Source organism: Citrobacter sp. Cu231 (assembly GCF_030332265.1).
GTDB classification, from domain to species: domain Bacteria; phylum Pseudomonadota; class Gammaproteobacteria; order Enterobacterales; family Enterobacteriaceae; genus Citrobacter; species Citrobacter meridianamericanus.
In genome coordinates, this window is sequence record NZ_JAOWIE010000053.1 from 224,289 (window position 1) to 249,280 (window position 24,992).

The 24,992-nt window shown below is 51.1% G+C and carries 23 protein-coding genes; 9 read left to right on the forward strand and 14 right to left on the reverse strand.

The genetic code is table 11. The annotated features are described in order from the left end of the window. Positions 1-91: 91 nt before the first annotated feature. Complete coding sequence (cscK, locus tag OGY15_RS23910) at positions 92-1,006, reverse strand: fructokinase (RefSeq protein ID WP_151218480.1); 915 nt, start codon at positions 1,004-1,006, stop codon at positions 92-94. Positions 1,007-1,224: 218 nt separating this feature from the next. Between cscK and OGY15_RS23915 the strand changes: the two genes are divergently transcribed. The 5 genes from OGY15_RS23915 to OGY15_RS23935 all read left to right on the forward strand — a co-directional run bounded on the left by OGY15_RS23915 (position 1,225) and on the right by OGY15_RS23935 (position 8,558). Then, the gene (locus tag OGY15_RS23915; RefSeq protein ID WP_151218437.1) at positions 1,225-2,223 is read left to right on the forward strand and encodes a LacI family DNA-binding transcriptional regulator; all 999 of its coding nucleotides are present in this window, start codon (positions 1,225-1,227) and stop codon (positions 2,221-2,223) included. A 48-nt stretch (positions 2,224-2,271) separates the two neighbouring features. Then, the gene (locus OGY15_RS23920) at positions 2,272-3,963 is read left to right on the forward strand and encodes an alpha-glucosidase (RefSeq protein WP_247605075.1); all 1,692 of its coding nucleotides are present in this window, start codon (positions 2,272-2,274) and stop codon (positions 3,961-3,963) included. Further along, complete coding sequence (locus OGY15_RS23925; protein WP_187254025.1) at positions 3,950-5,362, forward strand: PTS transporter subunit EIIC; 1,413 nt, start codon at positions 3,950-3,952, stop codon at positions 5,360-5,362. The genes OGY15_RS23920 and OGY15_RS23925 overlap by 14 nt, the downstream gene beginning before the upstream one ends. Before the next feature lie 161 nt (positions 5,363-5,523). Next, complete coding sequence (locus tag OGY15_RS23930; RefSeq protein ID WP_151218438.1) at positions 5,524-7,107, forward strand: carbohydrate porin; 1,584 nt, start codon at positions 5,524-5,526, stop codon at positions 7,105-7,107. A 146-nt stretch (positions 7,108-7,253) separates the two neighbouring features. Then, positions 7,254-8,558, forward strand: a complete 1,305-nt coding sequence (locus OGY15_RS23935; protein ID WP_151218439.1) for an SLC13 family permease — start codon at positions 7,254-7,256, stop codon at positions 8,556-8,558. A gap of 86 nt (positions 8,559-8,644) precedes the next feature. Here the strand turns inward: OGY15_RS23935 and tpiA are convergent, their stop codons facing one another. Both tpiA and OGY15_RS23945 read right to left on the reverse strand, forming a co-directional pair. After that, a complete protein-coding gene (tpiA, locus tag OGY15_RS23940; protein WP_003028783.1) occupies positions 8,645-9,412 on the reverse strand; it encodes a triose-phosphate isomerase in 768 nt (255 codons plus the stop codon). 111 nt (positions 9,413-9,523) lie between these two features. Then, the gene (locus tag OGY15_RS23945; protein ID WP_151218440.1) at positions 9,524-10,120 is read right to left on the reverse strand and encodes a DUF1454 family protein; all 597 of its coding nucleotides are present in this window, start codon (positions 10,118-10,120) and stop codon (positions 9,524-9,526) included. 100 nt (positions 10,121-10,220) lie between these two features. On the opposite strand from OGY15_RS23945, the gene OGY15_RS23950 reads away from it, so the two are divergent. Then, on the forward strand, positions 10,221-10,649 hold the full coding sequence (locus OGY15_RS23950; RefSeq protein WP_151224162.1) for a DUF805 domain-containing protein: 429 nt from the start codon (positions 10,221-10,223) through the stop codon (positions 10,647-10,649). Between the two features lie 33 nt (positions 10,650-10,682). Here OGY15_RS23950 and fpr read toward each other — a convergent pair whose 3' ends face one another. The 4 genes from fpr to OGY15_RS23970 form a co-directional block, all read right to left on the reverse strand. Next, on the reverse strand, positions 10,683-11,429 hold the full coding sequence (gene fpr, locus OGY15_RS23955; protein ID WP_151218442.1) for a ferredoxin--NADP(+) reductase: 747 nt from the start codon (positions 11,427-11,429) through the stop codon (positions 10,683-10,685). Positions 11,430-11,524: 95 nt separating this feature from the next. Further along, complete coding sequence (gene glpX / locus OGY15_RS23960; protein ID WP_286541389.1) at positions 11,525-12,535, reverse strand: class II fructose-bisphosphatase; 1,011 nt, start codon at positions 12,533-12,535, stop codon at positions 11,525-11,527. A 135-nt stretch (positions 12,536-12,670) separates the two neighbouring features. Then, positions 12,671-14,179: a glycerol kinase GlpK gene (gene glpK, locus OGY15_RS23965; RefSeq protein ID WP_151218444.1), complete on the reverse strand. Its 1,509-nt coding sequence runs from the start codon at positions 14,177-14,179 to the stop codon at positions 12,671-12,673. 21 nt (positions 14,180-14,200) lie between these two features. After that, positions 14,201-15,046 (reverse strand): MIP/aquaporin family protein, encoded by an 846-nt coding sequence (locus OGY15_RS23970; protein WP_151218445.1) that lies wholly within the window; start codon positions 15,044-15,046, stop codon positions 14,201-14,203. A gap of 425 nt (positions 15,047-15,471) precedes the next feature. On the opposite strand from OGY15_RS23970, the gene zapB reads away from it, so the two are divergent. From zapB to OGY15_RS23985, 3 genes are all read left to right on the forward strand, one after another. Further along, complete coding sequence (gene zapB, locus OGY15_RS23975; protein WP_088732415.1) at positions 15,472-15,717, forward strand: septal ring assembly protein ZapB; 246 nt, start codon at positions 15,472-15,474, stop codon at positions 15,715-15,717. A 92-nt stretch (positions 15,718-15,809) separates the two neighbouring features. Then, on the forward strand, positions 15,810-16,478 hold the full coding sequence (locus tag OGY15_RS23980; protein ID WP_151218446.1) for a hypothetical protein: 669 nt from the start codon (positions 15,810-15,812) through the stop codon (positions 16,476-16,478). After that, complete coding sequence (locus OGY15_RS23985; protein ID WP_151218447.1) at positions 16,475-16,864, forward strand: hypothetical protein; 390 nt, start codon at positions 16,475-16,477, stop codon at positions 16,862-16,864. Before OGY15_RS23980 ends, OGY15_RS23985 begins: the two co-directional genes overlap by 4 nt. A 37-nt stretch (positions 16,865-16,901) precedes the next feature. Here OGY15_RS23985 and rraA read toward each other — a convergent pair whose 3' ends face one another. The 7 genes from rraA to priA all read right to left on the reverse strand — a co-directional run bounded on the left by rraA (position 16,902) and on the right by priA (position 24,897). Continuing rightward, positions 16,902-17,387 carry a ribonuclease E activity regulator RraA gene (rraA, locus tag OGY15_RS23990; protein ID WP_003028798.1) on the reverse strand — a complete coding sequence of 162 codons (486 nt, stop codon included), beginning with the start codon at positions 17,385-17,387 and terminating at the stop codon, positions 16,902-16,904. 92 nt (positions 17,388-17,479) lie between these two features. Beyond that, positions 17,480-18,409 carry a 1,4-dihydroxy-2-naphthoate polyprenyltransferase gene (gene menA / locus OGY15_RS23995; protein ID WP_286541394.1) on the reverse strand — a complete coding sequence of 310 codons (930 nt, stop codon included), beginning with the start codon at positions 18,407-18,409 and terminating at the stop codon, positions 17,480-17,482. A gap of 67 nt (positions 18,410-18,476) precedes the next feature. Next, positions 18,477-19,808, reverse strand: a complete 1,332-nt coding sequence (hslU, locus tag OGY15_RS24000) for an ATP-dependent protease ATPase subunit HslU (RefSeq protein ID WP_003028803.1) — start codon at positions 19,806-19,808, stop codon at positions 18,477-18,479. Between the two features lie 9 nt (positions 19,809-19,817). Continuing rightward, on the reverse strand, positions 19,818-20,348 hold the full coding sequence (gene hslV, locus OGY15_RS24005) for an ATP-dependent protease subunit HslV (protein ID WP_003028805.1): 531 nt from the start codon (positions 20,346-20,348) through the stop codon (positions 19,818-19,820). A gap of 91 nt (positions 20,349-20,439) precedes the next feature. Next, on the reverse strand, positions 20,440-21,423 hold the full coding sequence (gene ftsN / locus OGY15_RS24010) for a cell division protein FtsN (RefSeq protein WP_210905501.1): 984 nt from the start codon (positions 21,421-21,423) through the stop codon (positions 20,440-20,442). A gap of 93 nt (positions 21,424-21,516) precedes the next feature. Then, positions 21,517-22,542 (reverse strand): DNA-binding transcriptional regulator CytR, encoded by a 1,026-nt coding sequence (gene cytR / locus OGY15_RS24015; RefSeq protein ID WP_286541397.1) that lies wholly within the window; start codon positions 22,540-22,542, stop codon positions 21,517-21,519. A gap of 156 nt (positions 22,543-22,698) precedes the next feature. Further along, positions 22,699-24,897, reverse strand: coding sequence for a primosomal protein N' (priA, locus tag OGY15_RS24020; protein WP_151218450.1), 2,199 nt, complete (start codon positions 24,895-24,897; stop codon positions 22,699-22,701). Between the last annotated feature and the right edge of the window lie 95 nt (positions 24,898-24,992).

Below are 24,992 nucleotides of genomic sequence, written 5' to 3' on the forward strand. Positions count from 1 at the left end.
AGGTGAGGGGGCTGACTTTAATCAACCATGCTAAACCGATTTAATGAGGAATGAGATGAGTATTGACATCATTCTTGCCTCGAAAAATGCACTACGCAAGGTCTGACAGACGAGGTAACGCCGTCATTGCACCTTTGGCGGTGGTCGCCAGCGCACCGCAGGTTTGTGCCAACGTGATGCTTTTTTCCAGAGACTGCGCATTCTGTGGAAGTCCATGTGCCGCCAGACTGAAGAGTAAACCTGCGACAAAAGCATCGCCAGCGCCAGTGGTATCAATGCTGATCGTCGGGCGAGCAGGGAAATGCAAAACCTGCCCACGAAAGGCCACTATGACCCCTTCTTTACCTCGGGTTACCATCAGGAGGTCGTGCTGGTAACGCTCCATCATCCAGCGCACGCCCTCGGACGGGTCATCACTGGCGCTGATAAACACCAACTCTTCTTCCGACAGTTTAACTACATTTGCCATGGTCAACGCGCGTTGAATGTTGTCACGCAGCAGTTGCTCATCACGCCACAGATCGGCCCTGATATTTGGGTCGAAGCTAATGTAGCCTCCCGCATATTTTATCTTTTCCATTGCGGCAAAAGCTGTGCTGCGACTCGGTTCTGCGCTGAGTGCAATTGAGCAAATATGCAACCATTGCCCGGAAGTGAATAGTGGCAAATCGCGTTGCTGTAAGAATAAATCAGCACTGGGGCGAACCATGAACGTGAAAGTTCGTTCGCCGTCTTCATTGAGTGCGACCACGACGGTGGATGTCCGATGCTCACCATCAACAGACATGTACCCGACGTCGACGTTTTCTTGTTTCAGCGTCTGGAGCATAAAATGACCAAAAGGATCATCGCCAACGCGACCGATAAATCCGCTGTCCCCGCCCAGACGGGCCACGCCAACTGCCACATTCGCTGGCGCGCCGCCGGGACACTGTCGCAGGCACCCTTCACCATCCGGCAATAAATCAACGACAGCATCCCCAAGGACCCAAACTTTTCTGCTCACCATAATTCCTCTTTTAGCTAAACAGTGCTAAACCGGTTTAGCTAAGTTAAACACAGTTCAGGATCAAGCGGAATAGGAGGCAGGCAAATTTTCCCCCGCGACGAGGAAGAGATTATTTTACTTTGTGATAGCAATCATATTTTCAAAACATTGTAGTATTTTCTCTGTCCTTCCCCCCTTATTCTGATGATTACATGATATCGATTTCATAATACGCCATGGCCACGATTAAAGATGTTGCTGAAAAAGCAGGTTTATCAATAACCACCGTCTCCCGGTTTCTTAATAACCATCCCTATATTTCTGAAGATAAAAGGGAAAAAATTCTGGCAGCGATGAAAGCGCTGGATTATGAACCCAGCACCGCGGCGCAGCAGATGCGTGGCGTGAAAAGCCAGCGTATTGGCGTACTGATTTCGCGGATCACTAACCCTTTCTTTGCCAGTCTGGTTGATGCGCTGGAAAGTACCGCGCGTAAAAATGGTTACTCGGTGCTGATTGTTCAGAACCACAACAGCCCTGGAGAAGAAAAGAACTGTCTGGATCTGTTAAAGAAAAAAATCATCGATGGGCTGATCCTTTGTGCAATGGAAAGCGAATCGCATGTTATTGAAGAATATGAAAAATATGGCCCGATTTTGTTGTGTAATACCGGTGGTGAAATGACGACTCTGCCGGTGGTTCGGGTAGACGATCGGAACGCAACCTATCATGCGATTCGCTACTTAATGGCAAAAGGTTATCGCCGTATTGCGTACGCCACTGGCGGAAAATTTCAGCAAAAGGGGCATGGTAGCCGAAGAAACAACGGTTTTTTGGCGGCGATGAACGAGATGGGGTTGACCGTCAATGAACGTTGGTTATTTCGTGAACAGCATACTTATCATGATGGTCAGGAGATTGCACTTCAGATCCTGCAAATGATGCCTGAGGAGCGCCCGGACGCCATTTTCACCGGAAGTGATGAAGTTGCCTGCGGAGTGATAGGCACTCTGACCATGAACGGTATGAAAATACCGGAAGATTTGGCGGTTATCGGGTTCGATAATTTACCCGTGGCTGAAATGCTCAATATTCCGTTAACGACCGTCAGTCAGCCCATCGTGGCTCTGGGCAGGATTTCGGCAGAGTATATGCTGGCGTTAATCAATGGGCAGCAATACAAGTATGATCCGGCCGAGTTGAGACCAGAGTTAGTGATTCGACAGTCGGCATAAATTTTTTTTAATTCGATATGGTATCGATTTCATATATCAGGGGATGTTATGCCAAAGATGGAAAAAAACCGCCACGCGTGGTGGAAGGAGGCGGTGATCTACCAGGTCTACCCAAAGAGTTTTTACGATAGTAACAATGACGGTATTGGTGATATCCAGGGAATCATCGCTAAATTGCCTTATCTGCAAGAACTGGGAATCACCATGATTTGGGTTTCGCCATTTTATCAGTCACCGATGGCGGATAATGGGTATGATATTGCGGATTACTATGCCGTAAATCCGGATTTTGGCGATATGCAGGATGTGGAAAATCTCATTGCGTGCGCCAAAGAACATGGTATTCAGGTCATGATTGATCTGGTTATAAACCATACCAGCGATGAGCATCCCTGGTTTACGCAGGCGCTGGCGCAGCCCCAGTCGAAATATCGCGATTACTATATTTTCAAACCCGCCATCAACGATGCGCCGCCAAATAACTGGCGCTCTATTTTCGGCGGCAGCGCGTGGGAAAAAGTAGCGGGTGAAGCGTGTTACTATCTGCACACCTTTCACCGCAAACAGCCCGATCTTAACTGGGAAAACCCGGCGTTACGGGAAGAGATTTACGCCATGATCACCTGGTGGCTAGAGAAAGGCATTGCGGGTTTTCGGGTTGACGCCATCACCTTCATTAAGAAAGACCAGGATTATGGTTCCTTGCCTGCCGATGGGATTGACGGCCTGGTATCGATAAAATGGAAATCACGCAACCGCCCCGGGATTGAGGTTTTTCTTAACGAGCTAAAAGAACGCACTTTTCAGCGTTTTGGCTGCGTTACCGTTGGGGAAGCGCCGGGCGTACCGCTAGCGGATTACGGTCAGTTTATCGGGCCGCAGGGCTATTTCGACATGATCTTCGATTTTCATGCTGCCGATATCGATGTGGAAAATGGTTCTGAATGGTTCCGTCGACGTGACTGGACCGTGAAAGAGTTTAAACAGGCGCTCTTTGCCAGCCAGCAAGCGTTTATCGCATCCGGCTGGGGAACGACATTTATCGAAAACCACGACCAGCCCCGCGCACTTTCAAAATTGATCCGCGATCCGGTATTTCAAAATGAAACAGGTGCTAAAGCCCTGGCGGCCATGTATTTCTTCATGCACGGAACGCCTTTTATTTATCAGGGCCAGGAGCTGGGAATGAAAAATTTCAATCGGACTCGCATTGAGCAGTTCGACGATATTTCCAGTATTGATAACTATCATCGCGCACTCACGGAGGGTTTTACTTCTGCCCAGGCACTGGAGTTTATTAATCAACGTTCCCGGGATAACTCACGAACGCCGTTCCCGTGGGCTAAAACGATTAATGGAGGCTTCAATTCGGGAGCACAGCCGTGGCTGGAATTCACCCACCGTGATTTTGAGATTAACGCTGAAGAGCAGCGACATCGTTCAGATTCCGTGTTCCATTTTTATCAACGTCTGATTCAGCTACGTAATCTTGAATATCCAGAAGTGTTGATTTATGGCAATTTTAGCCCGTTAGAAACCCACAGTGATGACATCGTCGCGTATGCACGGCATACCGATAATCAGCGTCTTATTTCCATAACCAATATGAGTAATACTCCATTATCTTATGTGATTCCGGTTGGGGAAGTTCTGCTTAATAACTATGACAGCATTGATTCTAACCTGAAACCCTACCAGACAATTATCATTAAAGAGTGTGTAACAAATGAGCAAGTTTAAAAAAATTGCCGTTGAGATTGTCGATACAATTGGCATTGATAATATTATTTCGGCCACCCATTGCGCCACCCGATTACGCTTGCAAGTAAAAGACCGTGAGCGTATTAATGACGAAAAAATCCGCAGTATTAGTGATGTAAAGGGCGTATTTTTTAATTCTGGGCAATACCAGATTATCCTTGGTACTGGAATCGTTAATAAAGTCTATAGTGAGTTTGCCGCCGCTTTTAATGTTACTGAGGTCAGCAAAGAGGAGATGATCCAGCAGAGCGGAAATCGCTTACAACGTGGTATACGCAATTTATCGGACGTGTTTGTGCCCATTGTCCCCATTCTCGGGGCAACCGGCCTGTTCCTTGGTCTGAAAGGGGTACTATTCAACGATACCGTACTGGCCTGGTTTGGGAGTAATGCTGACAATATTCCTCTGTACCTGAAAACCCTGACCACGGTGCTGTGCGATACGGCATTTGCCTTTTTGGCAGCGTTTATCTGCTGGTCGGCATTTAAAAAATTTGGCGGGACGCCGATCGTTGGATTTTTGATTGGCCTGATGCTGGTTTCACCGGCATTGCCTAACGCTTATGACGTCGCCTACGGTAATGCGAACCCAATTTATGTCTTTGGCTTTATTCCACTGGTGGGCTATCAGGGCTCAATTTTAACGGCGCTCATCACTGGCATTATCGGTGCGAAACTGGAGATTGTATTGCGGAAGGTTATGCCAGATTCGATGGACCTTATCTTTACGCCGTTTGTGGTCATTTTGCTGTCGGTGTCCATTGCTTTACTTGTATTAGGGCCATTAGTTCATGGTTTTGAACATTACGCGATCTTAGCTATACAGCAATTCCTTTCTTTACCTGCAGGAATTGGTGGATTGCTAATTGGATTCCTCTACCCGATAGCCGTCATGACCGGGATGCATCATATGTTCATTATGATTGAAACCTCCCTGATAGCGGGCACAGGGTTTAACCCTTTAATCACCGTCTGCGCGATGTATGGCTTCGCCAATGCTGCCGTGTGTCTTGCTATTTCATTGAAATCACGCAGTCCATCATTTAAAACGGCTGGTATTTCCGCAACCGCGACGCAACTTCTTGGTGTCTCAGAACCTGCGCTATTTGGTATTGTGATGCGAACAGGAATTCGTGCTATCGCTATAATGCTTATCTGCTCCGCGCTTGGCGGAATGGTATTATCATTATTGTCTATAAAAGCCAATTCTTATGGGCTGGCAGTATTGTTATCACCATTAATGTATATTTACGATCATTATCAGGTTGTGAGTTATATCTGTGTAGGCGTTGCCGTATTTATCCTCGCCTTTATCATGACCACGCTGCTCGTAAAAATTAATGATGCGCCTGGAGATAAAACAGAAAATCATAAATAAGGAATAGAAACATCATATTTCAGGTTGTACGTGTGTTCACTACGCCTCGAATGATGTAGAGCTATTATTGATATAAATTATTGTTAATAAATTATGTTATGCGCAACGGTGCGTAAGGTCTGCTTTTGCCCGAATATCCGTTGCCCATCTTTGGGATTATTATGAAACTCAATAACGTTGCTTTTATGGGGCTGTTATTGCCTTTAACAGCGCAAAGTGCGGACATAACCCTCAGCGATATTAACGCCCGGTTAGAAGTGCTGGAGCGGGAGTTGCAGCAGTCGCGAGCGCAGTTGGTTCAGGCGGAACGAAAAATCGACAGTGCAGAAAAACGTGCAGCAGCGGCAGAACGAAATACGGCGCAGGTACAGGAAAAATTGCGGGCGATACAACAATCACAATCGTCATCGCAACCGAATATTGCGTTGACTATGGCACCGTCCTTCGGCAAAGAGACCCCGGCGGGAGAGCGGACGGAGATTAAGTTCGGCGGTTATGCGCGTACGGGGATCCTGACGGGTAAAACCGGTTCCTCTACGACCGTCGGGCCTTCCATGACGCCAGCGGGCAGCACCGGGGGCAGCGTAGGACGTTTAGGGAATGAAGCGGACACGTATGTGACTGCTGATATGAACTTTTTGCACCAATATGCCAATAATTCGAAATTACGTTATTACATGAAAATAGCGGAATGGGACAAAACATATAATACCGATAGTGCCTTCAATGGTGAAATGAACTTACGGCAGGCATTTGCGGAAATGAGCGATATGCCCTCCTTTAGTGGCGCTTTTCAAAATGCAACGCTGTGGGCTGGTAAGCGTGAGGATCGTGATAACTTTGATATCCACTGGCTCGATTCTGACATGATGAGTCTGGTGGGGACCGGGGCGGGTATTTATGATGTGAGTTTTGTTGATGGCGTAAAAACAAACTTTTCGGTTTATGGCCGCAACTTCAATGATATTGAGGATATGGGGAATGTTGAATACAACAATATGACCGGTGCGGCGAACACCTTCGTGCAGAATTACACCTTTTCTCTGAATAATCGTCTGGGCCCATGGCAATGGATGGTTAATGGTCTGTATTCAAAGGATAATGACAAACGAATCAACGACGGGTTAGCGACGAACAAAGCGGCATCACAGGGTATCAATACGATGCTGGCGTACCATGGCGACAGCTTTTACGGCATAGGCGAGGGAATGTCGAAAACGATCCTGCAGTATGGTAAAGCGCTGGGGGCCGAGGTGCGGGCTCCGGGGTCAGATGGATACCTGATTGATGACGCCTGGACGATTAAATTTGCCTCTTATGGTATCACCCCGTTAACGGATAAATTCAGTTGGGCTCCGGTATTTATGGCGCAAACGAGCAATAATCGCTATATCACTGACGATCGCTATAACTGGATAACGCTGAACTCGCGTTTTATTCAGGAAATTAATCAAAACTTTGCGCTGCAATATGAAACCAGTTATCAGTATATGGATATCGATCCACAAGGTTTTAACAATAACAAAGCAACCAGCGGTAGCTACGTCAAACTGACCTTCGCGCCAACATTCAAAATGCAAAATGTCACCGATTTCTTTGAACGGCCTGAGATACGCTTTTTTGTGACGTATATGAACTGGAATAAATCGCTGGATGATTATTCAAGTACGGATACGCCTGGGAGTACGGGTTATCACAGCGGTGGTTCGTTGTTGTTTGGCGCCCAGTTAGAAACATGGTTCTGATAGTCAAAAAACTAAGGGACGTTCATTCCGATTTAAGTTATCCGATCTATTATGGAATAAATGGTTTCAGTCGACCCACCTAATCTGGCGTTTACTCCGCATGCCTGTCCCCGTATTCTTGTTGAAAAAAACAACAGGAGACAGGCATGTCGATCTGGCTTACACACCCTCTGTTTATCCCCTCTCTGGTGGTTGGTATCACCATCCTGCTCTGGGCTACGTCGCTGCTGCCGGAATTTATCACCGCGCTGTTGTTCTTTGCCGTGGCAATGGTGGCCAAAATCGCGCCAGCGGATGTGATTTTTGGCGGCTTTGCATCGTCGGCGTTCTGGCTGGTCTTTAGTGGCTTTGTGCTGGGGATCGCGATTCGCAAAACGGGGCTGGCGGACAGGGCGGCGAGGGCGCTGTCATCGCGGTTGACCGATTCCTGGCCGTTGATGGTGGCGAGTGTGGTGCTGCTCAGTTACGCGCTGGCGTTTGTGATGCCGTCCAACATGGGGCGTATTGCATTACTGATGCCGATTGTCGCGGCGATGGCGAAACGAGCCGGAATTAATGATGGTACGCGCGCCTGGTATGGTCTGGCGCTGGCCGTCGGGTTTGGGACATTCCAGCTTTCCGCGACGATTTTACCCGCCAACGTCCCGAATCTGGTGATGAGCGGCGCGGCGGAAGGCTCTTACGGTATCCATCTCAATTATCTTCCCTATTTGCTGTTGCATACACCGGTGCTGGGCTGGCTCAAAGGTGCGGTTCTCATCGCGCTTATCTGCTGGCTGTTCCCTGGCAAGCCTCATGCGCCGCGCGATCTCACGCCATCGGAACCGATGAGCGGAGATGAAAAACGTCTGGCCTGGATGTTAGCGGTGGTGTTGCTTCTTTGGGTAAGCGAAAGCTGGCACGGCATTGGCCCCGCGTGGACCGGATTGGCGGCGGCGGTTATCACGCTGCTACCACGGGTTGGTTTTATCAATGGCGAGGAGTTTTCCTCTGGGGTAAATATCCGGACCTGTATTTACGTGGCGGGCATTCTGGGGCTGGCGATTACCGTTACCCAGACCGGCATTGGCAGTGCGGTGGGCGAAGCGTTGCTGCAGGTGATGCCACTGGATGCAGAAAAACCGTTTACCAGCTTTCTCGCGCTGACTGGCATTACCACCGCGCTCAACTTTATTATGACAGCGAACGGCGTCCCGGCGCTGTATACCACGCTGGCGCAAAGTTTTGCTGATGCAACAGGGTTCCCGCTGCTGTCGGTGATTATGATTCAGGTATTGGGTTATTCCACACCGTTGTTGCCGTATCAGGCTTCGCCGATTGTGGTAGCGATGGCGCTTGGGAAAGTGCCTGCGAGGGCGGGGATGCTGCTGTGTATCGCGCTGGCGGCGGCAACGTATCTGCTTCTTCTGCCGTTGGATTACGCCTGGTTTAATGTGTTGGGGAAATTGTAATAAATGCCGGATGGCGACGTTGTCTTATCAGGCCTACATGATTCCGTAGGTCTGATAAGCATAGCGCCATCAGGCATTAACGCGCATTACGCCTGTTTAGCGGCTTCTGCTGCTTTAACGATCACGGCGAAGGCGTCAGCTTTCAGAGAAGCACCGCCAACCAGCGCGCCGTCGATGTCCGGCTGAGCAAACAGTTCAGCAGCGTTTGCTGCGTTTACGGAGCCGCCGTACTGGATGATAACTTGTTCAGCGATTTTCGCGTCAGCTTTAGCAATGTGGTCACGGATGAATTTGTGAACAGCCTGAGCCTGCGCTGGAGTTGCTGATTTACCGGTACCGATAGCCCATACTGGTTCGTAAGCGATAACCACGCCTTCGAATGCTGCCGCGCCCTGAGTTTTCAGAACGGCGTCGATCTGACGTGCACAAACTTCTTCAGTTTTGCCCGCTTCGTTTTCTGCTTCGGTTTCACCGATGCACAGAACCGGAGTCAGACCCTGTTCTTTCAGCACAGCGAATTTTTTAGCGATCAGCTCGTCAGACTCTTTGTGGTAAGTACGACGCTCAGAGTGACCGATAATGATGTACTGCGCGCCGATATCTTTCAGCATTTCAGCAGAAGTTTCACCGGTGAATGCGCCAGACAGGTTCAGGTCAACGTTCTGCGCGCCCAGAATGATGTGGCTACCGGCAGCGGCGTGTTTTGCCAGGTCGATATACATTTCCGGCGGAGCGATCGCTACTGCACAGCCAGCAACGCCAGCCAGTTCTTTACGCAGATTAGCAACCAGTTCGTTTACCATATGGCGGCTGCCGTTCAGTTTCCAGTTACCCATCACTAAAGGATGTCGCATTTCATTTCTCCACGCTTGTCAGCGAATTAAGGAATATGGCCGCCCGTGAGGGCAGCATGGTCTGTGAAACAGTATAGAGATTCATCCCCTGAAAGGCTTTGCTTTTTGTCATCAATTCGCCTTCTCAAGACTTTCTGATAGTACCAGCTTAATCGGTTCAACAGCGAAGGTCAGTCCTTTTTCACCGTTGTCTGCAACAACATAGCGAATTGCGCCTTCTGTTTCTGCGTAATAGCGCTTGCCTTTGCCGGCAGCGAGCAGTTTTTGTAGCTTTTTCTGGCTCTGTTCTTTCGTCTGCAGCGGCGCGACGGTGCGAATAACGGCGATCATGTATTCCAGCGCTTTCGCTTTGGCCGCTTTTTGTTCTGGCCCCTGAATGGGCAACCAGGTTATCTGCATACTTTTGATTTTTAAGGTGCCGCGCTCAAGGGCGGAGGACGCATACAGGTTTTCATTAATTTTACTGGCTGCGCGGGTGAGATTTGCTCGATCGCGACTGCTGTCGATGGCGCGGAACTCATTCAGGATAAGCTTCGGATTCTGCGTATTAAAGTTTTCGCGAAACTGGCTGATCGACAGGTCAAAGGTTGGCGCACCCGCCAGTAAATAGGGGGCCGTGGTTGCCGTCGATGGCTCTTCCGCCCGTGCCGCAGCACTGGCTGTTAAGGCTGAAAACAATAATAAAAACAGTATAAATCCTTGCTTCATCAATAGTACCTTTCATTCTCACTGCTCACGATTAAAACGGTAACCGTCGGGCTTGTCAAAAGGGTAAACTGTTCTGGAAGGTAATAATAAAGGAACTTACATGACCATACAGCAGTGGTTATTCTCATTTAAAGGGCGCATCGGGCGCCGTGATTTCTGGATTTGGATAGGCCTGTGGATCGTTGGAATGCTGGTTTTGTTTTCGCTGGCGAGTAAACAATTACTCGATATTCAGACGGCGGCATTTTGTCTGGTATGTCTGCTGTGGCCAACGGCTGCGGTGACGGTAAAACGCCTGCACGATAGGGGGCGTTCAGGAGCATGGGCGCTGTTGATGATTCTGGCGTGGATGCTGCTGGCCGGGAACTGGGCGATGTTACCAGGCGTCTGGCAATGGGCGGTTGGTCGCTTTGTGCCGACGTTGATTCTGGTCGGTATGCTAATCGATCTGGGCGCGTTCATTGGCACCCAGGATGAAAATAAATATGGGAAGGATACGCAGGACGTGAAGTACAGAGCTGACTCGTAGGCCGGATAAGCATTAACGCCATCCGGCAAGCCCTCACCAGTAGTGCTCAGCGGTCATATGGCCCGGTCGACGACGCAGGTGTTTGGTCATTTGCCGGGTTTCTTTCAGCAGTTGCTGTGTATCGCGTACCATTTGCGGGTTTCCGCACAGCATCACGTGGCTGGTTTCTTTATCCATTGACAGCCCTACCGCTTTTTCCAGTTCACCGCTTTCAATCAGCGCCGGTACGCGCCCGGTCAGCGAGTCTGCAGCTGTCTCCCGGCTGACAACCGTCTGGATGCGTAATTTACCTTCGTAGCACTTTTCAAGCGCCTGCATCAACGGCAGGTAACTCAAATCGGCGGCATAACGTGCGGCATGCACCAGCACCAGATTTTTAAAGCGATCCAGGTCTTTGCCTAACTGCAGAATCGACAAATACGGACCGATAGCGGTGCCGGTTGCCAGCATCCATAGCGTTTCGCAATCAGGGACTTCATCCAGTACGAAGAATCCAGCGGCCTCACTCACCACCTGGACTTCATCACCTGGCTTTAGCGCTGCCAGTTGAGGGCTGAGTTTGCCGTCGGGAACCGTCACCAGATAAAATTCTAAGTCAGGATTGTCAGGCGCATTAACATATGAATAGGCGCGCTGGACGCGCTCGCCGTCAATCTCAAGGCCAAGTTTGGTGAACTGACCTGCGGTAAAAGGAAGAACCGGAGCTCGCACGGTCAAACTAAACAGGGCATCGGTCCAGTTCTGCACCTTTGTGACTTTGCCTGTTACCCAATCTGCCATGGTTTTCTCCTGTCTGCTTTGATTGCCTTATCTTCGTTCGTTGGGCGAAAGATTTCCAGCCCGGATGGGCTGGAAGGCTCTATTGATCAAATCAATTACAGAATGTGCGCCTGCACATCAGGATCTTTGCGATCGAGGTAGTGAATCGACTGAATGCGGCGGATCGTCCGCGATTTGCCGCGGATCAGTAGCGTTTCGGTGGTTGCGATATTACCTTTACGGCTAATTCCTTCCAGCAGATCGCCTTTGGTGATGCCGGTTGCGGAGAAAATGACGTTGTCGCTGCGCGCCATTTCATCCAGACGTAACGCTTTGCCCGCTTCAATGCCCATGGCAGCACAGCGCGCCAGTTCTTGTTCGCCAATGCGACGGTTCTCTTCGCTGTCGCCTTTGACGTCATGGCGTGCCAGCAGACGACCCTGCATGTCGCCATCCAGCGCGCGGATAACAGCCGCGGAAACCACCCCTTCCGGCGCCCCGCCAATGCCATACAGCACGTCAACCTCGCTGCCGGGCATGCAGGTCAGGATCGAGGCCGCAACGTCGCCGTCAGGAATGGCGAAGACGCGTACGCCCAGTTTTGTCATCTCGGCAATAACCTCGTCATGGCGTGGTTTTGCCAGGATGGTGACGGTCAGTTCGCCGAGCGGTTTGTTGAGCGCGGTAGCAATGTTACGCAGGTTGGCTTCCAGCGACAGGTTCAGGTCGATGGACCCTTTTGCGCCTGGGCCGACAATCAGCTTTTCCATGTACATATCCGGCGCGTTGAGGAAGCAGCCTTTATCGCCAACCGCCAGTACGGCCAACGCGTTGGCCTGGCCCATGGCCGTCATGCGCGTGCCTTCGATAGGATCGACGGCGATGTCGACCGCATCACCGCGACCGGTTCCGACTTTCTCGCCGATAAACAGCATCGGCGCTTCATCAATCTCACCCTCGCCAATCACGATGGTGCCGTCGATGTTGACCTGGTTGAGCATAATACGCATGGCGTTCACCGCCGCGCCGTCAGCGGTATTTTTATCGCCGCGGCCCAGCCATTTATAGCCAGCCAGCGCGGCCGCTTCGGTCACGCGTGAAAATTCAATGGCAAGTTCTCGTCTCATTGCAAACTCGTAGCTGAAAGGAATGGCGCGAAGTGTAGCACAGGGGAGGGGGCGAGATTATTGATGTGTGTGCGGGGTTGCCCCCGCAAGAAGAGATTGCCGGATTAGGCACAGTCGCCATCCGGCAATGACGTATTACTCGTCGTGGTCTTCCCACGCCATTGCGCGTTTGACCGCTTTTTTCCAGCCGCTGTAACGGAAGTTACGCTCGGTGGTTTCGATGCCTGGACGGAATTCACGCTCGATGACCGCTTTCTCTTGCAACTCATCCAGATTCTGCCAGAAGCCTACTGCCAGACCAGCCAGGTACGCTGCACCCAATGCGGTGACTTCGCGGACTTCCGGGCGCTCAACGCGGGTGCCCAGAATGTCAGACTGGAACTGCATCAGGAAGTTGTTGGCAACTGCACCGCCGTCAACGCGCAGGGCGTGAAGACGAATTCCGGAGTCAGCCTGCATTGCTTCCAGTACGTCGCGGGTCTGGTAAGCGATAGACTCAAGCGTTGCGCGGATGATGTGGTTGGAGTTTACGCCACGGGTCAGGCCGAAGATGGCGCCACGTGCATACGGGTCCCAGTACGGTGCGCCCAGGCCAGTAAATGCCGGAACGACGTACACGCCGTTGGTGTCTTTCACTTTGGTGGCGAAATACTCAGAGTCGAATGCATCGCTGATGAGCTTCATTTCATCGCGCAACCACTGAATGGATGCGCCAGCCATAAATACCGCACCTTCCAGCGCGTAGTTCACTTCCCCGGTCGGTCCGCAGGCGATAGTAGTCAGCAACCCGTTTTCGGACTTAACGGCTTTCTCGCCGGTGTTCATCAGCATGAAGCAGCCGGTACCGTACGTGTTTTTCGCCATCCCTTCCTTCACGCACAGCTGACCAAAGAGAGCCGCCTGCTGGTCACCGGCAATACCGGAGATAGGAATACGAATGCCGCCTTTACCACCGATGTTGGTCTGGCCGTACACTTCAGAAGAACGACGCACTTCTGGCAGCATGGCGCGCGGAATATCCAGCGCATCCAGCATCGTGTCATCCCAGTCCAGGGTATGGATGTTAAACAGCATGGTACGTGAAGCGTTAGTGTAATCCGTGACGTGTACGCGTCCCTGCGTCATTTTCCAGATAAGCCAGGTGTCCACGGTACCAAACAGCAGTTCGCCGCGACGAGCGCGCTCACGTGAGCCTTCAACGTGGTCGAGGATCCACTTCACCTTGGTACCGGAGAAGTACGGGTCAATCACCAAGCCGGTGTTGTTACGGATATACTCTTCCATGCCATCGCGCTTGAGCTTTTCGCAGATATCCGCGGTGCGACGACACTGCCACACAATGGCGTTATAGATTGGTTTACCGGTTTCACGCTCCCAGACGATGGTGGTTTCACGCTGGTTAGTAATACCGATTGCTGCAATTTCATCGGAACTGATATCGGCTTTCGCCAGAACTTCAACCAGCGTAGAGCTTTGGGTTGCCCAAATTTCCATTGGGTCGTGTTCTACCCAACCTGCTTTCGGGTAGATTTGCTCGAATTCGCGCTGTGAAACGGCAACGATATTCGCATCGTGGTCCATTACGACCGCGCGGGAGCTGGTGGTGCCCTGGTCGAGCGCAACGATATATTTTTTTTCAGTCATAATTTTTGTCCCGTAGTCACATTACAGCGAAGCTTTTTGTTGAGTGTTGGCCGCCGCGTCTTTTTCTTCAATCACGCAGACATCGCACGGTAAATGGCGACCAATCAGTTTGCGATATGCCCATGCGCCCAAAATCGCGCCGGTAATTGGGCCAAACACCGGTACCAGGAAGTAAGGGATATCACGACCACCCGTGAAGGCAATCTCACCCCATCCGGCCATCCAGGCGAAGAGTTTCGGTCCGAAGTCACGTGCCGGGTTCATCGCAAAACCTGTCAGCGGACCCATGGAAGCACCAATAACGGCAATCAACAAGCCGATCAGCAGTGGTGCCAGCGGACCACGAGGTACACCGTTACCATCGTCGGTCAGAGCCAGAATCAGCCCCATTAGAATAGCGGTAATGACCATTTCAACCGCGAAGGCCTGCACAAAATTGATATGCGGGTTCGGATAGGTGGAGAAAGTACCTGCCAGACCCAGGCTCTCGGTACTGCCGCGCACGATATGGTTAGTTTGTTCGAAATCGAGGAATAGATTGTAATAAAGCCCGTAAACCAGTGCCGCTGCGCAAAAGGCGCCGGCAATTTGCGAAATAATAAAAGGGATAACTTTGCGTTTATCAAAACAGGCGAACAGCCAGAGTGCGATGGTTACCGCGGGATTCAGGTGTGCACCAGAAACGCCTGCGGTCAGATAGATAGCCATCGCTACCCCCAGGCCCCAGATGACACTGATTTCCCACTGACCAAAAGTAGCCCCGGCCACTTTGAGTGCAGCGACACAGCCCACACCGAAGAAAATCAACAACCCGGTACCGAGGAATTCAGCAATGCACTGGCCTTTTAAGGTTGAGGTTTGACTCATAATCGGATCCTGAAGAGAGATTAATGTTTATGTGCGAGAAGGTCACTGACATCCCCGGAGCCGGTAGGCACACTGTTAATTTATCGTTAACGCTCAAAAACGAGAAATATCGAAATTAAAATGTGTGTACTGCATCAACAAAATGAGCGTTATCGCGCCATCTGGCGGTATTTGTTATACAAAAATAGTGTGAGCTGAATCATTTCAACGATCAATTCGTTAACACTTAAGAGTTATGACAGTAATGTCACCAGGAGAAAGACGAAAAGTGTTGCAAACCGCAATCTGCGCGGGATGCCGCTGGACAGCGATGGCGCGGCTTCATACAATCGGAGCTAAGTAGAGTGCGCTCGTTTTTATTAAGGCGTCGCCGGTTATCGGGACGAGGATTTTTATCCATCAACGCCTTGCAATTCAGGAGAGGTATGACGATGTCATTAGAAGTGTTTGAGAAACTGGAAGCAAAAGTACAGCAGGCGATTGATACCATCACGCTGTTACAGATGGAAATCGAAGAGCTGAAAGAAAAAAACAACTCACTGTCGCAGGAAGTTCAGACTGCACAGCAGCAGCGTGAAGAGCTGGAGCGTGAGAACAACAACCTGAAAGAACAGCAGAATGGCTGGCAGGATCGTCTGCATGCCCTCCTGGGTCGTATGGAAGAAGTCTAATTCTGATTTCTTTAAAAAGGCATCCATAATGGATGCCTTTTTACTATGTAGATATTAGGATATCGTAACTTTTAAATTTCAAAGAATACGATATGACAAAAAGAAACGATATTATTGATAATTCGGATCGATTTATCACCAGTGATATTAAATATGGCCTTATCTATACAGAGAATCTAGGATGGATTGATTTAGGCCATGCTAATCCAGCAGGGGCTGAAAGATTATGGTTTGAAATGATAAGCGCTCGTGGTGGTGATAGCGAATTTTATGAAGTAAATTATCATCAAAGTATGTCCAAAAACATTCATGGCCTAAATATTAATACTGGTATATATCGTAGATTTATGGTGCGACGAGGATTACCGGAACGAACCTTACAAGGTATTGCTTTATCGATATTCTTAGGTACGTCACATCGCTTCGAATCCTTGCAGGATTTTTGGCCTTACGTATATTTAACGGATAGTGGCTATAGTGCTGAAGATTTGGTATCGAACTTATTTGGTTTTTACCAAGCTGTAAATTATGCAGATTACACCTCTCGTCTTCGGATCTGTTCGAAAGAAAAGGCTTATCGTATCTGGGACTTCTATGGTCCTGTTGGTGAGTATAAAAACAAAAGCGTTATTCCGTTACTATTTCCTGACCCAATAGATAAGAATAAGAAACATGAACCCTACTCAGGGGAATTACCTTTATTTATGGATATAATAAAACCTGTTGCGAATCCAAATTATGTTCGGGAACTCCGCATATGAAGTTCAGGAAATCAGGTTTTATTATTGTATTTATGATTTTAATTTCGCTACTTTATTGCTGTTTCATGTTGAGCATCTTTACAGAAAAAATCTATACACAGCAGAATTTATTATTCTATCATCTGCTAACACCGACACCTCTTAAACAGGTTCCAAGGGTATCCAGCGACTGGTTTTTTGTAAGCTATTCAGATGAAGGTAGCCATCTTCAACTCAGTGAAATAATTTTTACCGGAATACAAAAGAGTGACCTTCAGATAGCTGAGGATAAATTAAATGCTTATATCGAAACTTATCCTGCCAGTCGTGAGATGATGAGCGTCGTTGCCGAAGAAAAAAATGAAAAGTATGATATTAAAGTCATTCATTACGAATCAAATGAATGAAAAAAAGGCCATCAAATTTGCTGATGGCCTTTTTTACTTACTCGATATCGAGCGGGTCTTCGGAGAGAATTATCCCGGTGTTGTCAGCGTACAGGTGATCGCCGGAGAAGAACGTTACACCGCCAAAGTTGACGCGTACATCGCTTTCTCCAATACCTTCCCCTGCGGCACCGACCGGAATTGCGGCAATCGCCTGAATGCCGATATCCAGTTCTTCCAGATCGTCTACCTGACGGACTGAGCCGTAGATGACCAGACCTTCCCATTCATTCTGTACGGCCAGTCGAGCCAGTTCGGCATCGACCAGCGCACGACGGACAGAACCGCCGCCATCGACCAGCAGAATGCGACCACGGCCGTTTTGTTCGAGCAGATCGTACAGCAACCCGTTGTCCTCGAAACATTTTACCGTGATGATTTGTCCGCCAAACGACGACCGCCCTCCAAAGTTAGAGAACAGTGGTTCCACGACGTTGACATCTTCCTGATAGATGTCACAAAGCTCGGATGTATCGTATTTCATAGGCTCAACGTTCAGTTGCTGCGAGAATTTTTAGTATATCGCGCTATGTGTACTGTTGGCAAAATCATCAATTGTTAATTGATATTTGTCAGTTAAAGAGACCACTGACTCAAGAAAATTCCAACGACAAACAGCAGGTTAGTTAACAGTGCCGCTTTTACGGTGCGTTCCAGCATCGGGCGCATTGCCTCAGGGTTCATCTCACGCATCACGTATCGCGCCTGTTTAATCAGCAACGGAGCGGCGAGGATAAACAGCCATCCCCACAGGCTTTGCAGTGAGAACAGGTTAAACAGCGCCAGACAGACCAGCGTGCCCATCAGCAGACAGGCGTGGTAGCGGCGGGCGTTGACAGCGCCTAAACGCACCACCAGCGTGTTCTTGCCGTTCTCTCTGTCGCTGTTGATATCGCGCAGGTTGTTGACGTTAAGCACGGCAGTTGCCAGCAGGCCGCAGGCGGTGGCAGGCAGAATGAGCGCCGGAATCAGCGTATGCGCCTGCAGATACCAGCTTCCCATAACGCTCAGCCAGCCGAAGAACACCAGCACGGAAATATCGCCCAGACCGATATATCCGTAAGGGCGATTGCCCACGGTGTAAGTGATTGCGGCAATGATCGACAGGCCGCCGAGCACCAGGAAGCCGACAAAATCTGCCAGCGTGTGACAGGCCACAGCAACCAGGGCCAGACCGGACAAGCAGATCAGCACCACGGTGACGATCAGCGCCCGCTTCATCTGCTGTTGGGTGATAACCCCTTTTTGCATACCGCGCAGCGGTCCTATGCGGTCGGGCTTGTCGCTGCCTTTGACGGCATCGCCATAGTCGTTCGCGAGATTCGACAGGATTTGCAGCAGTCCCGCGGTAATGAGTGCCAGCAGAGCGACCAGTGGATCAAAGAACCCTTGCCACCATGCTAATGTCGTACCGACGATGATCGCCGCGAAGGCGAGCGGTAAGGTCTTAGGTCGTAAACTTTCCAGCCAGGCTTGTGAGCGGCTAATTTGTTGTTGTTCAGTCATATTTAGCGCCAATAAAAATGGGGCTTTATCAGCCCCATCAACAGTGATGAAAATGCATTGAACGCGATTATAGGATAAAACGGCTCAGATCTTCATCTGCGACCAGCGCATCCAGATGTTTGCTCACATATTCGGCATCAATTGTGATGCTTTGGCCGTTCAAATCGCTCGCATCATAGGAAATATCTTCCATCAGACGCTCAAGAACGGTATGCAGACGACGCGCACCGATGTTTTCGGTGGTTTCGTTGACCTGCCAGGCCGCTTCGGCAATGCGTTTAATGCCCGACTCGGTGAAGTTAATGTCCACACCTTCGGTCGCCATCAGCGCTTTGTACTGCACAGTGATGGAGGCATTCGGTTCGGTAAGGATACGTTCAAAATCGCTGGTGGTCAGCGCCTGAAGCTCCACACGAATCGGCAGACGACCCTGCAGTTCCGGGATCAGATCAGACGGTTTCGCCACCTGGAATGCGCCAGAGGCGATAAACAGAATGTGATCTGTTTTCACCATACCGTGCTTGGTGGAGACCGTGCAGCCTTCAACCAGCGGCAGCAGGTCGCGCTGAACGCCTTCACGGGATACGTCCGGGCCGGAGGATTCGCCGCGCTTACAGATTTTGTCAATTTCGTCGATAAACACGATCCCGTGCTGTTCAACGGCGTCGATAGCTTCCTGTTTTAGCTCTTCCGGATTCACCAGTTTGGCCGCTTCTTCTTCAATTAGCAGCTTCATCGCGTCTTTGATTTTCAGCTTACGCGGTTTTTGTTTCTGTCCGCCCAGATTCTGGAACATAGACTGCAACTGGCTGGTCATCTCTTCCATTCCCGGAGGTGCCATGATTTCAACGCCCATCGGTGCGGCCGCGAGATCGATTTCGATCTCTTTATCATCCAGTTGGCCTTCACGCAGTTTTTTACGGAATGCCTGACGCGCTGCTGAAGGTTCCTGCGGCTGCTCTGACTGTCCCCAGTTATTTTTAGCCGGTGGGATCAGTACGTCGAGAATACGTTCTTCCGCCATCTCTTCAGCACGGAAGCGGTTTTTCTCGATCGCCTGAACGCGAACCATTTTGATGGCTGCATCGGTCAGATCGCGGATGATCGAGTCAACTTCTTTACCTACATAGCCGACTTCGGTGAATTTCGTTGCTTCAACTTTGATGAACGGCGCGTTGGCCAGCTTTGCCAGACGACGGGCGATTTCGGTTTTACCGACGCCGGTCGGGCCAATCATCAGAATGTTTTTCGGCGTGACTTCATGGCGCAACTCTTCGTTGAGCTGCATACGACGCCAGCGGTTACGCAGGGCAATCGCCACGGAACGCTTAGCGTTATCCTGGCCGATGATGTGTTTGTTCAGCTCGCTGACAATTTCGCGTGGGGTCATTTCAGACATGGGGGATCCTTACGCTTTGGAGTTCAATTCTTCGATGGTATGGAAGTGGTTGGTATAAATGCAGATATCCCCTGCAATATCCAACGCTTTCTCAGCGATCTCGCGCGCGCCAAGCTCGGTGTTTTCCAGCAGAGCGCGTGCAGCAGCCTGGGCGTAGGGACCGCCGGAGCCGATGGCAATCAGATCGTTTTCTGGCTGGATGACGTCGCCGTTACCGGTGATGATGAGTGATGCCGTTTCATCTGCGACGGCCAGCAGCGCTTCGAGTTTGCGTAGCATACGGTCGGTACGCCAGTCTTTTGCCAGTTCAACGGCCGCTTTCACCAGGTGACCCTGATGCATTTCCAGCTTGCGTTCAAACAGTTCAAACAGCGTGAATGCATCCGCAGTACCACCCGCAAAGCCCGCGATGACTTTGTCGTTGTACAGACGGCGGACTTTCTTCACGTTGCCTTTCATGACGGTATTGCCCAGTGTGGCCTGGCCATCACCGGCGATTACGACGTGGCCGTTACGGCGAACACTTACTATTGTTGTCACGAGCAGACCCCTTCTTACAAATACGGACGTAGGGGCCCCGTACCACGTACGGGGCAGAATGTAAGTATAGATGGGGGGGATTTTAGGGGTTTCAACCCCCAGTGGCGAGTCGAATGCAGTTTGTGTGACCAGCAACCTTCAGGCGGCTGATGGTGTTGTCGGCATTCTCTTTGCCTTTAACCGGACCAATGACCACGCGATTCCAGCCGTTATTAGTGGTAATACGTGAATTGAAGCCTTCAAAGGCCAGCTGCGCCCGTACGGTTTCTGCTTGCTCTGCGCCTTTAAATGACCCGCACTGCACCATCCAGCGGCGTTCATCTTTTTTCTCCGCTGTCTGTTTTGGCGGTTGCGTTTCATTCGTTATTGGCGCGGCCGGCTGCGTTTTCGGCTGAGCGGCGGTAGTATGCGCAGGCGTTTGCAGCAGGTCCTGGTACGGCTGTTGGGCCGCCGGTTTTGGCTGTGCTTTCGGCTGTTGTTGTACTGGAGCTGCTTGCGCCGTACGCGTTTGCTGCTGCTGGTACGGTTGTTCCGTTACCCGTGGTTGCGTGCGCGGCTGCTGAGCCTGTTGCTGCGTGTTGGCCCATTGCTGTTGCTGCACCTGACGCTGGCGCTGCAACGTTTGCTGACGCTGTTCAGGCGTTTGCTCGTTCCACGGCACTTCGTTGAGCTGCGTTGGCTGTTGACGCATATCAGCCTGCATTTGCGCTAATAGCTGTCGCTGCTCATTGGTTAGCTGATCGGCGTTCAGCACCTCGCCGCCAGCGGACGGTTCGGTAGGCGCACGTACGCCAGGCTGGCGGCTTTCCAGCTCTTTGATGTATCGCCAGCGTTCTTCCGGTTTTGGTGGGATGCCATTGCCGGTGACTTTCTGGTTTTGCAGCGTTTCGGACTCTTCTTTCTTGTGATGCGTAATGAAGTACAGACCACCGATAAAGGTCACGAGTACGGCTGCAGCAATAGCAACCATAGCGGGCGATACCGCAGGCGTATTGCGTTGTTTTTTCCGTGATGTGCTCTTCTTGCGCCGCGAAGGTGCCGGTTGGCCGCGACGTACATAATCTCGTTGTGCCACTATCGTTTCGCTGTATTTATTCGTTCGTCAGCCCGCCATGTTACTTAAGCGGCGGGCCTTTGACCAGACAGGGGAGTCCGAAAGCACTTTACTTTACGTCAGTGCCCGGGTAGTACCCCGAATAATTAGCTCGCAGTCCAGTAAACGTGAGCCACTGCTGACGTTCTGCCCTTGTAATTGATCGAGCAGTAACAGCATAGCTTCACGTCCGATATCAAAACGCGGCTGTGCAACGGTTGTCAGGGGTGGATCACAGAATTCCGTGAGCGAAATGTTATCAAAGCCAATGATGGATAAATCGTCAGGCACCTTCAGGCCCTGACGTTTGGCATATGAGAGCGCGCCTAGTGCCATGACGTCGCTGTGGCAAAAGACCGCGGTAGGCGGCTGCGGAAGTTCAAGAAGCTGCTTCAGTGCATCGGCTCCCGCTGCATAGGTAAAGTCACCACGCGCGATGAAATGCGGATCGACCGTAATTCCGCTACGGCGTAGTGCCTGAACGTAGCCTTGCAGACGGTAATGGCACAGCGGCATATCCTCTGGTCCAGCGATACAGCCAATGCGTTTGTGCCCCAGCTCCAGCAGATAGTTCATCGCGTTGAAGGCGGCGGTGAGATTATCAATGTGCACGGTGGGCAATTCCAGCTCTGGCGCGAACTCGTTGGACATGACCATCGGCGGCAAGTTGCGTTGCTCTTCCACGCTGGCATCAAACGGCAGGCGCGAGCTGAGCAGCACCATGCCATCGATCTGCTTGGTGATTATGAGGTTGAGGAAGGTCTTTTCCTGCTGGTTCTGGTGCGCACAATCGCCGATAAGCACCAGATATCCTTGCTCTGCGGCGGTCACTTCTATGCCGCGAATCACTTCGCTAAAAAACGGATCGCAGATATCCGGCACAATCACCAGAATGGTACGTGATTCATTACGCTTAACATTGCGTCCCATCGATTGAGGTAAATATCTCACTTCCAGGGCTGCCTGCTCAACCTTGTTACGGGTTGACTGTGAGACTTTGTCCGGGTTCATTAATGCGCGGGATACGGTTGCCGTTGAGACTTTCGCCTTCAGAGCAACATCTTTCATCGTAGCGGCGGCAACCTGCTTATTCGGTTTCACTCTTTCTCCTCGCCAGAGAGCTGCTGGCACAGACTCGTCCTTGAATAGCCTTCATCTGAAACATTTTTATCAGATAGTTAATGGAAGCGGTTACAGAATTTTCATAAAAAGTGTGATGGATCTTTAATTTTACGATCCGCCTCGCATCGTGAGGGATTATCCCTCGATGGGATCGACATCCAGCACCCATTTAACCTTACGTGCATCGGGTAACGTATTGATCAGCGCCAATGTGCCACTGACGATATGCTGCAGGCGAATTCGCGACGGATGCTGTAACAAAATTTGCCAGCGATACCGACCGCCGCGCTTTGGTGCCAGAGCGGGAACCGGGCCGAGCACCCACAGTTTGTCATCGGCCAGTGGACTGGCCTGAATCAGGTTTCGTAACTGCTGTAAGAACATTGGCGCATGCTGGTTATTATGATCTTCAGCCCGCACGATCACATGGCTGGTCCACGGTGGAAGCTGGAGCGTTTGTCGCTCGGCCAGCGCCTGTTCGGCAAACGCGTCATAACCTTTATACAGCAAGGTTTGCAGCAACGGATGTTCAGGGTGGTGCGTTTGCAGCACCACTTCGCCCTGTTTCCCGGCGCGTCCTGCTCGTCCGGAGACCTGTGTGTAGAGCTGGGCGAAGCGTTCTGCCGACCGGAAATCCGCAGAGAACAGTGCACCGTCAACGTCCAGAAGCGCCACCAGGGTGACGTCCGGGAAGTGGTGGCCTTTAGCCAGCATTTGCGTGCCGATCAGAATTCGCGCGCCGCCGCGATGTACTTCCGCCAGATGCTGCTCCAGCGAGCCTTTACGGCTGGTGGTATCGCGATCGATGCGTGAAATTGGCACACCGGGGAAAAAAGGTGCCAAAGCCTGCTCAAGCTGTTCGGTGCCGAGGCCAACCGGAACCATATGCGTCGAACCGCAGGAAGGGCACTGACGCGGTATTGGGCGCTGGCTGTCGCAGTGGTGGCAGCGTAAATGGTGCTGCGCCTGATGCAGGGTGTAGTAGTGATCGCAGCGCGGACATTCGGCAATCCAGCCGCAGTCGTGGCACAGCAGCGCAGGGGCAAAACCCCGGCGGTTCAAAAACAGAATTACCTGGTTATCTGCCTGCAAATGTTGACGCATGCGGGTGATAAGCGCAGGGGCGAGTCCTGCCTGCACTTGCTGACCTTTGAGATCCAGCACGTGCTGAGTGGCTGGGCGCGCATTTCCGGCGCGTCGCGTCAGGCGCAGCATGCGATATTTTTTCTGCCGCACGTTGCACAGCGTTTCCAGCGCCGGGGTTGCAGAGCCGAGAATAATCGGAATCTGCTCGCTGTGGGCGCGATAAACTGCGAGGTCGCGCGCATGATAGCGCCAGCCTTCCTGCTGTTTATAAGAGCTGTCGTGCTCTTCGTCGATGACGATCACGCCGAGGTTTTTAAACGGCGTAAACAGCGAGGAGCGCGTACCGATAACTATCGCCGCTTCGCCATTCTTTGCTTTCAGCCAGGCTGAAAGACGTTCGCTGTCGTTCAATCCGGAGTGCAGGACTTCGACCGGCGCATTGAAGCGTTCGCGAAAACGGGCAATAGTTTGCGGCGTCAGGCCAATCTCAGGCACCATCACCAGCGCCTGCTTACCCTGGGCAAGGACATTTTCCAGTACGCTTAGATAGACCTCTGTTTTGCCCGACCCCGTCACGCCCGCTAATAGCCAGGCGCTAAAGCTGTCCGAGGCGCTATGAATCGCGCCGACGGCGGTGGCTTGCTCGGTATTCAGTCGAAGACGCTCACCGGAAACGGCGTAGTGCGTACGCCAGTCGCTAAAGCCTGGCGTTTCACTCGCCAGATCGCACAGTCCTTTTTTCCGCAGTGCCTGTAATGCGGCGTCATTAAATTCCAGTTCAGCGACCTGGTCGCGCCATATTTTTCCCTGGCGTAGCGCAGCCAGCGCCTGCTGCTGCTTGGGAGAGCGCTTCAGGCTGTTCAGATCAATGATCTGACCTTCTTCTGTGGCAAACCAGTACCACATGGGCGCGTTAGTCGCCGGGCGTCCCTGGCGCAACAGAATCGGCAGGGCATGAAACAGTACGTCGCCGATAGGATGGTGATAATAGTCTGCCGCCCACAACAGCAGACGCCAGACGGAGGTCGAATAAACCGGTTCGCTGTCCAGCACTTCAAGAATAGTTTTTAATTCGCTCCGCGGCAGTTCGCTGCTTTCGTTGACGGAAAGGACGATACCCACGCGCTCCTGTTGTTTGCCAAAAGGCACGCGTACTCGACACCCGGCTTTGGCGCTCATGCCTTCCGGCAAGAGGTAGTCAAAGGTGCGAGGTAGCGGAACGGGTAAGGCAACGTGCGCAACGGGCATTGAATCATCCTGACTTGAAATCTGGCGGGTTAGTATACACATTAGTGAAGGACAGAATGCGGATCAGTTTGCAAGAGCAGGTTAATTTCTGTATG

Excerpts from the sequence above, each read along its gene's own strand:
- OGY15_RS23970 (WP_151218445.1), bottom strand. The coding sequence starts at position 15,046 with ATGAGTCAAACCTCAACCTTAAAAGGCCAGTGCATTGCTGAATTCCTC.
- glpK (WP_151218444.1), bottom strand. The coding sequence starts at position 14,179 with ATGACTGAAAAAAAATATATCGTTGCGCTCGACCAGGGCACCACCAGC.
- OGY15_RS23930 (WP_151218438.1), top strand. The coding sequence starts at position 5,524 with ATGAAACTCAATAACGTTGCTTTTATGGGGCTGTTATTGCCTTTAACA.
- OGY15_RS23915 (WP_151218437.1), top strand. The coding sequence starts at position 1,225 with ATGGCCACGATTAAAGATGTTGCTGAAAAAGCAGGTTTATCAATAACC.
- rraA (WP_003028798.1), bottom strand. The coding sequence starts at position 17,387 with ATGAAATACGATACATCCGAGCTTTGTGACATCTATCAGGAAGATGTC.
- OGY15_RS23945 (WP_151218440.1), bottom strand. The coding sequence starts at position 10,120 with ATGAAGCAAGGATTTATACTGTTTTTATTATTGTTTTCAGCCTTAACA.
- OGY15_RS23935 (WP_151218439.1), top strand. The coding sequence starts at position 7,254 with ATGTCGATCTGGCTTACACACCCTCTGTTTATCCCCTCTCTGGTGGTT.
- zapB (WP_088732415.1), top strand. The coding sequence starts at position 15,472 with ATGACGATGTCATTAGAAGTGTTTGAGAAACTGGAAGCAAAAGTACAG.
- fpr (WP_151218442.1), bottom strand. The coding sequence starts at position 11,429 with ATGGCAGATTGGGTAACAGGCAAAGTCACAAAGGTGCAGAACTGGACC.
- priA (WP_151218450.1), bottom strand. The coding sequence starts at position 24,897 with ATGCCCGTTGCGCACGTTGCCTTACCCGTTCCGCTACCTCGCACCTTT.
- OGY15_RS23980 (WP_151218446.1), top strand. The coding sequence starts at position 15,810 with ATGACAAAAAGAAACGATATTATTGATAATTCGGATCGATTTATCACC.
- tpiA (WP_003028783.1), bottom strand. The coding sequence starts at position 9,412 with ATGCGACATCCTTTAGTGATGGGTAACTGGAAACTGAACGGCAGCCGC.
- menA (WP_286541394.1), bottom strand. The coding sequence starts at position 18,409 with ATGACTGAACAACAACAAATTAGCCGCTCACAAGCCTGGCTGGAAAGT.
- OGY15_RS23920 (WP_247605075.1), top strand. The coding sequence starts at position 2,272 with ATGCCAAAGATGGAAAAAAACCGCCACGCGTGGTGGAAGGAGGCGGTG.
- OGY15_RS23925 (WP_187254025.1), top strand. The coding sequence starts at position 3,950 with ATGAGCAAGTTTAAAAAAATTGCCGTTGAGATTGTCGATACAATTGGC.
- glpX (WP_286541389.1), bottom strand. The coding sequence starts at position 12,535 with ATGAGACGAGAACTTGCCATTGAATTTTCACGCGTGACCGAAGCGGCC.
- OGY15_RS23985 (WP_151218447.1), top strand. The coding sequence starts at position 16,475 with ATGAAGTTCAGGAAATCAGGTTTTATTATTGTATTTATGATTTTAATT.
- OGY15_RS23950 (WP_151224162.1), top strand. The coding sequence starts at position 10,221 with ATGACCATACAGCAGTGGTTATTCTCATTTAAAGGGCGCATCGGGCGC.
- hslU (WP_003028803.1), bottom strand. The coding sequence starts at position 19,808 with ATGTCTGAAATGACCCCACGCGAAATTGTCAGCGAGCTGAACAAACAC.